9 protein-coding genes are annotated in these 13,455 nt (G+C 73.9%); 5 read left to right on the top strand and 4 right to left on the bottom strand.

Features of this window, described 5'->3' with window-relative positions; genetic code table 11:
• Window positions 1-23: 23 nt before the first annotated feature.
• Complete coding sequence (locus ACME2J_RS07170; RefSeq protein ID WP_495544203.1) at window positions 24-1,124, bottom strand: ferredoxin reductase; 1,101 nt, start codon at window positions 1,122-1,124, stop codon at window positions 24-26.
• A gap of 99 nt (window positions 1,125-1,223) precedes the next feature.
• Between ACME2J_RS07170 and ACME2J_RS07165 the strand changes: the two genes are divergently transcribed.
• From ACME2J_RS07165 to ACME2J_RS07150, 4 genes are all read left to right on the top strand, one after another.
• Entirely contained in the window at window positions 1,224-3,353 is a 2,130-nt protein-coding gene (locus tag ACME2J_RS07165) for an MMPL family transporter (protein WP_495544202.1), read from the top strand.
• Between the two features lie 68 nt (window positions 3,354-3,421).
• The gene (locus ACME2J_RS07160; protein WP_495544201.1) at window positions 3,422-6,568 is read left to right on the top strand and encodes an ATP-binding protein; all 3,147 of its coding nucleotides are present in this window, start codon (window positions 3,422-3,424) and stop codon (window positions 6,566-6,568) included.
• 65 nt (window positions 6,569-6,633) lie between these two features.
• Window positions 6,634-7,011 (top strand): cupin domain-containing protein, encoded by a 378-nt coding sequence (locus ACME2J_RS07155; protein WP_495544200.1) that lies wholly within the window; start codon window positions 6,634-6,636, stop codon window positions 7,009-7,011.
• Window positions 7,012-7,134: 123 nt separating this feature from the next.
• Window positions 7,135-8,874, top strand: coding sequence for an LVIVD repeat-containing protein (locus ACME2J_RS07150; protein WP_495544199.1), 1,740 nt, complete (start codon window positions 7,135-7,137; stop codon window positions 8,872-8,874).
• Here the strand turns inward: ACME2J_RS07150 and ACME2J_RS07145 are convergent.
• Together ACME2J_RS07145 and ACME2J_RS07140 are read right to left on the bottom strand one after the other, a co-directional pair.
• Window positions 8,853-10,085, bottom strand: coding sequence for a cation:proton antiporter (locus ACME2J_RS07145; RefSeq protein WP_495544198.1), 1,233 nt, complete (start codon window positions 10,083-10,085; stop codon window positions 8,853-8,855). The genes ACME2J_RS07150 and ACME2J_RS07145 overlap by 22 nt on opposite strands.
• Before the next feature lie 48 nt (window positions 10,086-10,133).
• Window positions 10,134-10,715, bottom strand: a complete 582-nt coding sequence (locus ACME2J_RS07140; protein ID WP_495544197.1) for a cupredoxin domain-containing protein — start codon at window positions 10,713-10,715, stop codon at window positions 10,134-10,136.
• A gap of 113 nt (window positions 10,716-10,828) precedes the next feature.
• Here ACME2J_RS07140 and ACME2J_RS07135 point away from each other — a divergent pair, with 113 nt between their 5' ends.
• A complete protein-coding gene (locus ACME2J_RS07135; protein WP_495544196.1) occupies window positions 10,829-11,899 on the top strand; it encodes a hypothetical protein in 1,071 nt (356 codons plus the stop codon).
• Between the two features lie 22 nt (window positions 11,900-11,921).
• On the opposite strand, the gene ACME2J_RS07130 is transcribed toward ACME2J_RS07135, so the two are convergent.
• A complete protein-coding gene (locus ACME2J_RS07130) occupies window positions 11,922-13,427 on the bottom strand; it encodes an MFS transporter (protein WP_495544195.1) in 1,506 nt (501 codons plus the stop codon).
• Between the last annotated feature and the right edge of the window lie 28 nt (window positions 13,428-13,455).

Raw genomic sequence — 13,455 nt, 5'->3', positions numbered from 1 at the left:
GCCCTCCTCTCGCGAGCCCCTGCTCAGAGCTCGATCTCGACGTGGCCTTCAGGTGCGTTGACGCAGGTGCGGATGGTCTGGCCGACCTCGCCGCCGAGCTCGCCCGTCCGCAGATCGCGGACCTGGCCCTCGAGCAGCTTGCCGACGCAGGTGTGGCAGATGCCGAGCCGGCAGCCGTAGGGGAGGCAGGCCCCCGCCTGCTCGCCGCCGACGAGGATCGAGACGCCGACGTCGCAGCTCGCCTCGACGTCGGTGACGCGGAAGCGGACGGTGCCGCCGGAGCCGACGTCGGCGTCGCCGGTGCCGATGATCGGCTGGAAGCGCTCGAGGAAGAGCCGCTGCGGATCGCCCTCGTCCGACCAGTGCTGCTCCATGGCGTCCATGAGCTCGCGCGGGCCGGACATGAACGTCTCGCGCTCGCGCCAGTCGGGGACCATCTCGGTGAGCCGCTCGGCGGTGAGGCGCGGGCCCTCGCTCGTGAGGTTCTCGACGAGCGTGTAGCCGGCTTCCTCGCGGTCCATCCTGCGCAGCTCGTCGCCGAAGATGACGGCCGCGCGTGACCTCTCGCAGTGGACGTGCATGACGTCGCGCAGCACCCCGCGGCGCAGGAGCTCGCGGAGCATCGCCCAGACCGGGGTGATGCCGCTTCCCGCGCTGAGGAGGAGCACGCGCTCGGGCAGCGGCTCGGGGAGGCGGAACTCCCCCTCCACCGCACCGAGGTAGACCATCGCGCCGCGGGCGATCTCGCGCGTGAAGTAGGGGGACATCCGGCCGTCCTCGACGCGCTTCACGGTCACCGAGACGAGGCCCTCCGGGTGATCGGGGTCGGACGTGATCGAGTAGGCGCGCCAGTGCCGCACGCCGTCGAGCTCGGCGCCGATGCGGAGGTACTGGCCGGGCCGGTGGCCGGGCCAGGGGAAGCTCGGCTTCACGACGATCGTCGCCGCCTCCTCCGTCTCGGGGACGACTCGGACGACCGTTCCGGTGAGCTCGCGCGCCGACCAGCGCGGGTTGATGAGCGCGAGGTAGTCGTCGGGGACGAGCGGCGTCGTGATCGCCTTCGCGAGGCGCATGAGGCGCCGGCGGACGGCGGGGACGGTGGGCTCGGCGGCGCGCTCGACCATGACATCGATCAATGTAACCGTTGTCGGGCCCGGGCAAACGCGCGGTCCGCACTCGACACCATGTCTGGCTGCGCAGCCAGTTCCGATAAGGTGCCGCCCGTGCTCGGGGGGATCGCCGAACTGACGTGGCGCCGGCCGCGCCTCGTCCTCGCTGTCGTCGCGGTCTTCGCGGTCATCGCCGGCGCGGTCGGCTACGACGTCGAGCACGACCTGCAGGCCGCGGGGTTCACCGACAGCTCGTCGGAGTCCGAGCGCGCGACCGCGGAGCTGCGCGAGGCGCTCGGCTACGACCCGACGCCCGCGATCGTCGCGCTCGTGCGGGACCCGGACGGCGATCGCCTCGATCTCGAGGACCCAGCCGTCCGCGAGGAGGTCGGCCGCGTCGCCGAGCGCCTCCGGTCGGTCGAGCACGTCGGCGACGTCGTCGACCCGCTCACCGACCCGCGGGGCGTCAAGAACGTCGCGTCCGACGGCCGGTCGCTCGTCATCACCGCGTTCCTCTCGGCGCAGGACGTCGAGGACGTCGGCGGCGACGCGGCGGTCGAGGCGAAGGAGAAGGCGACCTCCGACGTCCTCGACGTCACCTTCGCGGGCTTCGCGCCGACGTTCAAGGAGACGGAGCAGCAGGCCCGGCGAGACCTCACGAACGCCGAGCTCATCGCGTTCCCGGCGCTCACGATCCTGCTCCTCCTCGTCTTCCGCAGCGTCGTCGCCGCCGTCATCCCGCTCCTCATCGGGGTCCTGTCGATCCTCGGGGTCTTCCTGTTCCTCAGCCTCATGTCGCGGCTGGTGGACACGTCGCTCTTCGCGCTCAACCTCTCGACCGCTCTCAGTCTCGGACTCGCGGTCGACTACGCGCTCCTCCTCATCTCCCGATATCGGGAGGAGGCCGACACCCATGGCCACGGCCGCGAGGCGCACCGCCGGATGGTCGTCGGCGCGGGTCGCGGCGTGCTCTTCTCGGGCCTCACGGTCGCCGCTGCGATGGCCGCCCTCGTCGTCATGCCGCAGCGCTTCCTCTACTCGATCGGCGCGGCCGGAGCGGCGGTCGGCCTGCTCGCCGTCGTCCTCGCGCTCCTCGTCGTCCCGTCGCTCGTCGCCGTGCTCGGGCCGCGCATCGAGGCGCTCTCCCTCCGGCGCGGGTCCTCGGTCGCGGCGATCTCCCCCGGGTGGTACCGCCTCGCCCGCGACGTCATGCGCCGTCCGGGGCTCGTCGCGGCCGCGAGCGCCCTCATCCTCCTCGCGTTCTCGGCGCCGGTGGCCGTGGCCGAGCTCACCGGGCCGGCCGCGAGCACGGTTCCCGAGGGTCAGCCGTCGTACGAGCCGAACGCGTACATCGGCGACCGCTACCCGCGCGACGTCACCGAGGCGATCACGGTCTCCGTGCGCGGGGACGTCTCGGATGTGCGGCTCGCCGCCCTGCGCGACCGCATCGCGGGGACGTCCGGCATCGGCTCGGTGACGCCCTTCACCCGCGCCTCGCCGGACCTCGCCTTCACGATGGCCGCGGCGACGGGGCCGGCCCTCGACGACGCCGCGCAGGACGCCGTCCGCGAGATCCGCGACCTCGCGCCGCCGGCGAGGTCCGACCTCCTCGTCACCGGCAACACCGCGCGGTTCCTCGACCAGAAGGAGAGCCTCGTCCGCAACGCGATCATCGTCGCGGTGCTCATCGTGCTCGGCACGGGCGTGCTCATCTTCCTGCTCACGGGCTCCGTCATCCTGCCCATCAAGACGCTCGTCATGAACGTCGTCACCCTCGCCGCGACGCTCGGGATCGTGCTCCTCGGGTTCCAGTACGGGCTCCTCGAGACGCCGTTCGCCTATCCGGGACCGGACGCGGTCGAGATCATCAGCCTCGCCTTCCTCTTCGCCGTGACGTTCGCCCTCGCCACCGATTACGCGGTGCTCGTCCTCGCCCGCATCAAGGAGCAGCACGAGAGCGGCGCGTCGACCGAGGACGCCGTCGCTCTCGGCATCGCGCGCACCGGCCGGATCATCACCGCGGCGGCGGCGATGATCGCCGTCGTCTTCCTCGCGTTCGCGGTGAGCCCGATCTTCTTCATGAAGCAGATCGCGGTCGGTGCGGCGGTCGGGGTCATCATTGACACGACGATCGTCCGCGCGCTGCTCGTGCCGGCTCTCATGCGCCTCTTCGGCGAGTGGAACTGGTGGGCTCCGGCGCCGCTGCGGCGCTTCCACGCGCGATTCGGCCTGCGCGAGGGCTGAGCGCCTCTCGCGGGGCGACCCACCCCGCTCTACGATGACGCTCGCCGGCCGGGCCGGCGGGACGAGAGATGACATCGATCGCGCGAGAGCAGGACGGAATCGTCGTCGAGATGCTCGGCGGCTTCCGCCTGCGCCGGGAAGGCCGGGAGGTCGTCGAGGACGACTTCGCCACGCGCCGCGCCCACGAGCTCGTCGCGCTGCTCGCGCTCTCCGCGGAGCGGCGGCTCGTCCGCGACGTCGTCCTCGAGAGGCTGTGGCCGCACCTCGCCCCCGACCGCGCCGCGGCGAACCTCCGCAAGGCCGCCCATCACGCACGACGTGCGCTCGGCGACGACGACGCCGTCGTCCTGCGCGGCGGTCGCGTCGAGCTCTTCCCCGGGCACGCCGTCCGCACCGATCTCGACGCGTTCCTCGCCGACGGCGGCGCCGCCCTGGCGGCGGACGACGCGGCGGCGTGCGCCGACGTCGCGGCGCGCTGGACCGGTGACGTCCTCCCGTCGGCGCCCTACGAGGAGTGGACCCAGGACGCGCGGCGGCGCGCGCGCTCGCTCGCCTGCGAGCTGCTCGCGCGCGCCGGCGAGTGGGAGAGGCTCGCCGAGCTCGATCCGACCGACGAGACCGCCTGCCGCGAGCTCATGCGCGCGGCGATCGACGCGGGACGACGGCACGTCGCGATCCGCCGCTACGAGCGTCTGCGGGTCGCGATGGTCCGCGAGCTCGGCGCGCAGCCGGACGCGGAGACCCGCGCGCTCTACGAGGAGTGCACCGCCGGGGTGCGCCTCGGCGAGTCCGCCTTCGTGGGCCGCGCCGACGAGCTGGCGAGCGCGATGCGGATGCTCGGCGCGGGGCCGGCGGCCGAGACGAGCGCCCTCCTCGTCCGCGGGCCGACCGGGATCGGGAAGTCGGCCTACTGCCGCGAGCTGACCCACCGGGCGGCGGAGGGCGGCTGGCGCGTCGTCGGCGTGACGGGCGTCCCGTCGGGCCCGCCGTACGGGCCGGTCGGAGCCGCGATCGAGCAGCTCCTCGTCGACGGTCGCGAGGCGCTCGCCGCGCTGCCCGCCCGCACCCGGGCGATCCTCGCGGAGCTCAGCCCGCTCGTCGGCCCCGCCGAGCCGCTGGAGGGCCCGCTCACCCGGCACCAGGTCGTTGGCGCGCTCCGGCGCGCGCTCGCCCTCGGCGGCGTCGTGCCGACGGTTCTCCTCGTCGAGGACGCCCACGCTCTCGACGAGGCGACGGCGGACGTCCTCCACCAGCTCGTCGCGGGCGGGGGCGGCCCGCTCGTCGTCGTCCTCGCGTCGCGATCCGAGCGGATGCGCACGAGCCTTCCCCACGGCCTGCTCGAGCTCGCCCGCTGCGAGCGCACCGACGTCCTCGAGCTGGGCCCGCTTCCCGACGAGGAGGTCGCCGAGCTGGTCGCGCGGGAGGAAGCGCCGCTCGGCGACGAGGAGGTCGCGCGCATCGTCGCCGCCTCGGACGGCCGGCCGTTCTTCGCCCTCGAGCTCGCGCGGGCGCGGGCGACCGGCGGCGCGGAGGCGCTCCCGCCGACGGCGCGCGCGGCGATCACCGACCGCTTCGTCGGCGTCGACCCCGAGACGATGGACGTCCTCGCGATCCTCGCGGTCGCCGCCGACGAGCTCGACCTCGCGACGGTGCTCGCGCTCACGGGCCTCGACGAGGACCCCGCGTTCGCGCTGCTCGACGAGGCGCTCGAGCGCGGCGTGCTCGTCGTCGCGGGCACCCGCTACCGCTTCCGCCACGACCTCGTCCGCCAGGCACTCGTCGAGGCGATCCCTCCGCACCGGCGGGTGGTCCTGCATCGCACGGCGGCGGGCCGGCTCGCCGCGGCGGGCGCGCCGCCCGCGCTCATCGCCGACCACTGGCTCGCGGGAGGACGACCCGAGGAGGCGGTCGCGTGGCTCCTCACCTCGGCGCGCGAGGCGAAGGCGATCGGCGCGTTCGCCGACGGCCTCGCGCAGGTCGAGCGGCTGCTCGCGCACGACGACGCGCACCTCGAAGGGCTGACGCTGCGCGCCGAGCTCCTCGACGCCCTGGGCGACGGCCGCGCGCCGGAGGCCTACGCTCGCGCGGCAGCGGCCATCGGCGATCCGGAGGCGCAGGAGCTGCGCGCCCGGCAGGCGCTCGCGGAGATCAAGGCGAGCGACCCCGCGCGGGCGCTCCGGACGCTCGAGGGCACGCGGCCCCGCACGACCGTCGGGCGGCTCGCGGAGGCGCTCACCTTGTGCGCCGCCGCGGCGATCGGCTTCAACCCCGACGCAGAGACCGCGGCCGCGAAGGCGGAGGAGGCGCGCCTCCTCGCCATCGAGCTCGGGGAGCCGGAGGCGATCCTCGACGCGACGTGGGCGCATGCGCTCGCCGCGCATGCGAAGGGCGAGCTGCCGACCCGCCTGCGGGACTACCTCCGGGAGACGCGGGACCTCCCGGCGCTGGCGTCCCGGGTCTTCGACGGGCAGCTCTGCGTCACCGAGCGGATGCTCTACGGCGGCCTCCCCAACGACGAGATCATCGCGTTCGCCGACGCGCTCGCGAGCGAAGCGCGCCGGCTCGGCGCGGCCCGGGGCGAGGCGTTCGCCCACACGCTGCGGGGCGAGGCGGCGATCCTCGCCGGCCGCCTCGACGAGGCCGACGCCGATTTCGCAGAGGGTGCGCGGCTCCACGGCCGCATCGGCGCGGTCGCCGGAGAGGCGCTGTCCCTGCTCGGCCGCGCCCAGGTCGCGCGCTACCGCGGCCATCCCGAGGTCGCGCGAGCGTTCCTCGCCGACGCGCTCGTCATGGCCCGCGAGTCGGAGGTCGGCCACCACACCCTCGACCGCGTCTACGGCGCGATCGTCGCGGCGGCGGGCGATCCCGAGCACGGGCTGGACGCCGTCCGCGACGCGGAGACGGCGATCCGCGGGCCCGCCGAGACGTGCCCGACGTGCCGGATCGCGTTCATCGTCCCGGCGGCGATCGCGGCGGCGCGGGCCGGCGATCTCGAGCGCGCCCGGCGCTACGCCTCCGACTGCGACCGCGCGATCGAGGTCATCGCGCTCCCGCCCGCGTGGAGCGCGGCGGTCGAGGAGGTGCGGGGATGGCTCGCGAACGCCGAGGGTCGTCGCGACGAGGCCCGGTCCCGCTTCGGCGCGGCCGCCGAGGGCTTCGCCGCATGGAGCCAGCCGCTCGACGCGGAGCGCTGCCGCGCCCTCGCCCGCGGGTAGGGAACGTCCGAGGAACGCGCGTTGGCGACGGTGGGCCCCACCACGACACCGACAGGAGGCGCACCATGCGTTCCATCCCGCTCGACCAGATCCCCGTCGTCATCGAAGACGGCGACCTGCGCGTCCGGCTGCTCGACCAGGACGGCATGTCCATCGGCCACTTCCGGCTCCCCGCCGGGACCGATCTGCGCGGCGCGACGGCCGGGCTCCCGGACGACCTCTGCCCGTGCCCGCACTGGGGCTACATGATCAAGGGCCGGATCCGGATGCACACGAAGGACGGCCATCAGGACTTCGCCGCCGGCGAGGCGTTCTACTGGGCCGCCGGTCACGCGCCCGAGGCGCTCGAGGACAGCGAGTACGTCGACGTCTCCCCGACGCACGAGTTCGCGCCGGTCATCGCGCACCTCACGGGCGGCGCGACGACGACCGTCCCCGCCTGAGTGACTCCGCCGCGAGACGCAGGAACGTGGCCGCAACGGTCACGAACCTGCGTCTCGCGTGAGGACGCGCTTCTCTGAACGGTTCCGTACACTCGGCCCGCACTCGACGGGGAGGGGCCGGGGATGGAGCCGCAGGGGAAGACACGCGAGCACGGACGCACGCCGCGACGGAGGCGGGGGCTGCTCGTCGCGCCCCTCGTCGGGCTGGCGCTCGCCGTGCCGGTCGTCCAGGCGGCCTCGACGCAGCTGAACGACCTCCTCGCGCTCGGGAAGGGGGGCGGCCAGTCGATCGAGAAGGCCCCGCTGCGCGCGATCGAGGAGCCGCCGTACGCGCCGACGCCGCAGGTCGACTGCCTCCCCGGCTCCCGTCCCGAGCCCGGGATCCAGGGCCGCGTCCCCGCGGGTGCGGCGCGCAACGGCCTGCACTGCAACGCCGAGATCGTCGGGCGGCACGGGAAGTCCGGCGGCTTCAAGGTCCTGCGCTACACCGACCGCTCCGGCCGCGAGTGCGCCTACTACGACACGGCGCTGCTGTTCCCGGTGAACGCGCTCAAGTTCGGGGGCGACTCGCTCGGCGTCCAGGTCCTCGACATGTCGGACCCCACGAACCCGCGGCAGACCGCGACGCTCACCGAGATCCCGATGATGTCGCCGCACGAGTCGCTCACGCTCAACCGCGAGCGCGGGCTGCTCGCGGCCGTGCTCGGCAACCCGGCGACCTATCCCGGCCTCGTCTCGATCTACGATCTCAGCGAGGACTGCCGCACGCCGGTGCTGAAGTCGACGCGGCTCGTCGCGCGCTTCGGGCACGAGAGCGGCTTCTCCGAGGACGGCAAGACGTTCTACGCCGCGGGCACGGCGACCGAGTCGGTCACCGCGATCGACGTCACCGACCCCGCCACCCCCCGCGTCCTCTGGCAGGGGCAGATCGCCTCCCACGGCCTCGGCCTCAGCGACGACGGCAACCGCGCGTACCTCGCCGATCCGGGAGGCGAGATGGTCGTCCTCGACACGAGCGAGATCCAGGCGCGCCGACCCGATCCGCAGGCGCGCGAGATCAGCCGGTCGACGTGGGAGCGCGCGTCGATCCCGCAGAACGCGATCCCGTTCCGCGTCGGCGGCGCGCCGTACATCCTCGAGATCGACGAGTACACCGCCGGCACGACGGGTGGCGGCGGCCGCGACACCGTCGGCGCCGCGCGCATCATCGACATCTCCGACGAGACGAGACCGCGCGTCCTGTCGCACCTCCGTCTCGAGGTGAACGAGCCGGAGGCCCACCGCGCCGCGGCCGGCGATCCCGGTGCGGCGAGCCCGGTCCAGGGGTACGCGGCCCACTACTGCGACCTCGACTCGCGCGTGGACCCGACGGTCGTCGCGTGCTCGTTCATCGCCTCCGGCCTGCGGGTCTTCGACATCACCGAGCTCGAGAAGCCGAAGGAGATCGCCTACGTCGTCGCGCCGACGAAGGCCGTCGCCGAGACGTTCGGCCAGGAGTCGAGCTTCGCGATGTCGAAGCCGGAGGTCGTGAGGGACCGGCGTGAGATCTGGTACTCCGACGGCGCGAGCGGCTTCTACGCCGTCCGCGTCGCGCCGGAGGTCTGGCCCGCGGAGCGTCCCCGGTGCGCGGCCCGCTCGCGGCGCTTCGTTCGGCTGCGGACGCCGAAGGGCGCGAAGGTCGTGCGCACGAGCGCGCGGTTCGACGGCCGGCGGGCGAGGGTCGTCCGCCGCAAGGGCCGCCTCGGCGTCGTCGTCGACCTGAGGGAGCGCGCGCCCGGGACCTACCGCCTGTCCGGCACGATCCGGACGAAGACGGGCAGGGTCGTGAAGACGCGGCGGTCCTACCGCGTCTGCGCGGGCTGAGGCGCCGCGGCCCCGGCCTCCTCCTCGCGCATCACCTCGGAGATGCGCCGGCTGCCGACGGTGTCGGTGAGCCCGTGGGCGACGATCGACGCGAGGATCGTCGCGGCCGCGATCTCGAAGACGAGCGTCTTGTCGGGCGCCGACGAGTGCAGCGCGAAGAGCGCGAAGAGCATCGAGGCGATGCCCTTCGGGCCGAACCACGCGATGAAGCGCCGCTCGGCGCGATGGAGGTCCGTCCCGTGGAGCGCGACGAGCACGGACGCCGGGCGCGCGACGACGAGCGCGAAGACCGCGAAGGCGGCGAACGTCAGGAGATGGTCGCTCAGGCCGATGTCGATGACGAGTGCGCCGAACACGACGAACGCGACGAGCTGCAGGACGTTGAGGAGGTTCTCGTTGCGGCGGTGGAACATCTCGGGACCCTCGTCCCGCAGGAAGGCGAAGGCCGCCCCGCCGACGAACGCCGCGATGAAGCCGTTCCCGTGGATGAGCTCCGCGCCCCCGTAGGCGAGACCGGCGGTGCCGAGGAGGATCATGCCCTCGTAGGTGTCCGTGATCGCGCGGTCCGGGAGGAGTCCCACGAGACGACCCGACGCGAGGCCGATGACGAGGCCCGCGACGAGGCCGATGAGCGTCTCGACGGCGAGGTCCCCCGCGGTCGAGAGGACCTCGGCGCCGCCCGGGGCGCTGAGCGCGACGAAGAAGAGGACGAACGGGAGGGCGAGACCGTCGTTGAGCCCCGATTCGAGGTTGAGCGTCTGCCGGACGCGGCGCGGGACGTCCTCGGAGGCGACGAGCGCCGAGGTGACGACGGGATCGGTCGGGGAGAGGATGAAGCCGACGAGGAACGCCTCCGCCCACGAGAGGTCGCCGAAGAGCGTCTTCGCGGCGAGCGCCAAGATCGCCGCGTTGAGCGGCATCGCGAGCACGAGCGCGCGGGCGACGGCGCTCCAGTGATGGCGGAGCAGATCGTGCTCGACGAGCAGCCCGTCCGCGAAGAGCGTGACGAGCAGGACGATCTCGACGATGACGATGAGGCTCTCGGCCTCGGTGCTGACGCCGAGGACGCCCGTCCCGGTGAGGAGGGCGCCGGCGGCGACGGCGAGGACGGTGAGCGAGAGCACCGTCCGGTGCACGAGGCCGGAGACCGCGGCCGCCGCGACGAGGAGGACCCCGAGCGCGGCGGAGGCAGCGGGAAGTCCGATCTCCATGACGAGATGGTGGCGGGTCGCCCCTGAGGACGACCCGCCACCAGGCTCCTACGGCGTCGTCGGCGTCGTCGGGCTCGTCGGGGTCGTCACGGTCTGGGTCTGGGTCTCCGTCTCCGTCTCCGTCTCGGTCTCCGTGCGCGTCGGCGGCCGGACGACGTCGGTCTCGGTCTCCGTCTCGGTCTCGGTCTCCGTGTCGGTCGTCGTCTCGGTCTCGGTCGTCGTCACGGTCTGCGTGTCGGTCGGCCGCCCGCTCGTCACGTCGATCTCGCCGCGGATGTCGTCGGGCTGGTTCGCGTCGTAGATCGCGTAGGTGCCCGGATCGAGCGTCACCCGCAGGATCGCGTCGGCGCCGGGGTCGATGTCGTCCGTGCGGTCGACCTCGCCCTCGTCGCCCTCGACGACGACGGCGTGCGGCAGGTCGCCCTCGTTGGAGATCTCGAAGCGCACCTCGCCGTCGCTCACCTGGATGTCGGCCGGATCGAAGCCCGTGTCGTTCACGAGGAGGTCGACGGTCTGCGGGTCGGTGGGGGTCTCCTCGTCCTCGTCGTCGCTGCATGCGGCCACCCCGAATCCGAGGGCGAGGCCGAGCAGCAGAGCGACGAGCAGCTTGGGTCCTGGGAAGTTGCTCATGCCGCGGTCGGTGCCCCGCAGGGGCGCTCCGAAACGCGGAGCGCTCACCGTCCGGACGGATGACCGGCACGCCGCCGCGTCTCAGCGAGGGCGGTTCCGGGCATGCGTCACCCATGCGCGACATCGACCTCCACCTCGATCCCAACGAGGCCTCCGACCTCTGTCCCGTCTTCGACGACGCGGCGCTCGCCGCGCAGGGCTGGGACCGCGCGTTCGTCACCGTGCTCGACGAGGCCTCGGTCGCCGACGCGATCGCGCTCGTCGTCCACGACGCGACGGCCGACGAGGAGGAGGGCTGGTCGTGCCGGTCGGTCGCGCTCTCACCGACGGCGAAGGGCAAGACCGAGGACGCCGAGGCGTGCGCCGCCCACGACGGATGGGTCTACGTGCTCGGCTCGCAGTTCGGCAAGAAGGACGGCCCTCTCCAGCCGCGCCGGTCCTTCGCCGCCCGCCTGCGCGAGTCCGACCTTCTCGCCGCCTCGGACGGCAAGAAGGTCCCGCTCGAGCTCGCGCGCCTGCGCTTCGGGCTCCATCGCGCCGTCAACGACGCGCTCGCCGCCGCGGAGCCCGGGCTCGACCTCCTGCCGCTCGGGCCGCGGACGCGCGAGGCGTACATCGACGCGACGATCCGCCGTGGGGCCGAGAAGAAGAAGAGCTGGTCGGGCCGACTGCTCTCCTCCGACCACCCGATCAACGTCGAGGGCTGCGCGTTCCGCCCGAGCGGCCGCCTGCTCCTCGGGCTCCGCTATCCCGTCACGGCCGGCGGCCACCCGATCCTCGTGGAGCTCGAGGACCCCGCCGCCCTGTTCGACGACCCGGACTCGCCGCCCCGCTGCTCGCACGTGTGGTTCCTCGAGAACGTCGGCAGCACCGACACGCCGATGGGGGTCCGCGCGCTCCATTCCCACGGCGGCGACCGCTTCGACGCGGTCGTCGGCAACCTCGACTCGGCCGGGAAGGGCGCGACCGTCCTCGAGGACCATCCCGCCGGCCGCGAGGCGACCTCGCAGCACGTCCGCTTCGAGCTGCCGGCCTTCGCGGCCGCTGGGGCGGTCGAGGCGGAGGCGATCCGGGACTTCGACGACTTCCGCCGGATCGAGGGCCTCGTCGTCGACGACGCCGGGCGCTCGCATTACGTCATCGACCACGACGGCCGCGTGGACCTGAGGATCGCGGCGGCCTAGGGGTCTCCGCTCGGGCTCGGCCTCAGCCGGCCTCGACCGGGAGCGCCTCGGCGAGGCGGGGCGCCGTGGCGTGGCCCGCCCTCCAGCCCACGACCGCGGCTCCGACGAGGAGGACGATCGCGAGGGCGAGGAACGACCACCGCCAGCCGGCGAGCACGCCCTCGCGCATGACCGCGGCCGCCGGAGTGTCGAGGGCCGCCGCCGGTGAGTCGAGGACCGCGGCGGCGAGGGCGTCGGGGACGGCGCCGAGGCGGTCCTCGACGGCGCCGCGGTAGGCGCTGTTGAACGCCGATCCCGCGACGGCGATGCCGAACGACGCTCCCAGCTCCCGCGTGAGGTCGTTGACCGCCGAGGCGACGCCCTGCTTCGCCGCCGGCACGGCGTCGATGATGAGCTCCGTCGGGGGCGCCATCGCGAGCCCCATGCCGCACCACATGACCGCCGCGCCTGCCGCGAACGTCCAGTAGGTCGCGACGTCCGCGGCCGCGAGCCCGGCGCAGATCGTCGTCCCCGCCGCGGCGAGCAGCAGTCCGGCGACGATCGTCTCCCGGGGGCCGATGCGGTGGGCGATGCGGGGGCTGAACGGCGTGAGCACGAAGCCGATGCACGGCGGGACGATGCCGAGCGCGGCCTCGAACGGACTCATGCCGAGCACGTAGCTCTCGTACTGGAACGCGAGGAAGACGAGCCCGAAGTGGGCGAGGAACATGACGAAGAGGGCCGCCGAGGCCGCGCCGAAGCGCGGGTCGGCGAGGAGGCGGACGTCGAGCATCGGCTCGGCCACGCGCCGTTCCCAGGCGATGAAGGCGACCAGGAGGGCGATGCCCGCGCCCGCGGCGAGCAGCGTCCCGCCGCTCGTCCACCCGTGCACGGGCGCCTCGGTGACGGCGAGCGTGAGACCGCCGACGGCGCCGATCGAGGCGACGACGCCGACGGGGTCCATCGTGACGCCGTGCTCGCCGCGGGTCTCGGGGACGACCGCGACCGTGAGGGCCGTGAGGACGACGACGATGCCGGCGAGGACGAGGAACGCCGCCTGCCACGTCGCGACGTCGGCGATCGCGGAGCAGAGGAGGAGGCCGGCGATCGCGCCGATGACGAGGCTGAACGCCCACATCGCGACGGCCCGGCGGCGCTCTTCTCCAGGGAGGACCGCCGTGATCGTCGCGAGCGTGCCCGGGAAGACGAGCGCGGCGCCGACGCCGGCCGCGCAGCGCGTGGCGATGACGGCCCCGACGGACTCCGACGCGGCGGTGCCGACGAGCGACGTCGCGAGGACGACGAGGCCGACGAGCATGCCCCGCTTGCGCCCGTAGCGGTCGAGGAGGGCGCCGGCGGGGAGGAGGAGCGCGGCGACGACGAGGGGGAAGCAGTCACCGATCCACTGCAGCTCGCCCTGGCTGGCGCCGAGGTCCCGGGCGATCGCCGGGAGGACCGCGATCGCGCCGGCGGTGAGCCCGATGATGACCGCGACGCACCCGCAGGTCGTGAGCACCATGAGGCGCGGCGATGGCGTGCGGCCCTGCACCGCCGCGATCGTACAGCGCGCACGGACC

The organism is Paraconexibacter sp. (assembly GCF_059438195.1).
The sequence above is the reverse complement of the archived record's forward strand: the minus strand, read 5'-3'. Positions and strand labels throughout refer to the sequence as shown.

What these genes read in the sequence shown, in the direction of transcription:
- ACME2J_RS07160 (WP_495544201.1), top strand. Translation starts at nt 3,422, where the DNA reads ATGACATCGATCGCGCGAGAGCAGGACGGAATCGTCGTCGAGATGCTC.
- ACME2J_RS07155 (WP_495544200.1), top strand. Translation starts at nt 6,634, where the DNA reads ATGCGTTCCATCCCGCTCGACCAGATCCCCGTCGTCATCGAAGACGGC.
- ACME2J_RS07145 (WP_495544198.1), bottom strand. Translation starts at nt 10,085, where the DNA reads ATGGAGATCGGACTTCCCGCTGCCTCCGCCGCGCTCGGGGTCCTCCTC.
- ACME2J_RS07150 (WP_495544199.1), top strand. Translation starts at nt 7,135, where the DNA reads ATGGAGCCGCAGGGGAAGACACGCGAGCACGGACGCACGCCGCGACGG.
- ACME2J_RS07140 (WP_495544197.1), bottom strand. Translation starts at nt 10,715, where the DNA reads ATGAGCAACTTCCCAGGACCCAAGCTGCTCGTCGCTCTGCTGCTCGGC.
- ACME2J_RS07135 (WP_495544196.1), top strand. Translation starts at nt 10,829, where the DNA reads ATGCGCGACATCGACCTCCACCTCGATCCCAACGAGGCCTCCGACCTC.
- ACME2J_RS07170 (WP_495544203.1), bottom strand. Translation starts at nt 1,124, where the DNA reads ATGGTCGAGCGCGCCGCCGAGCCCACCGTCCCCGCCGTCCGCCGGCGC.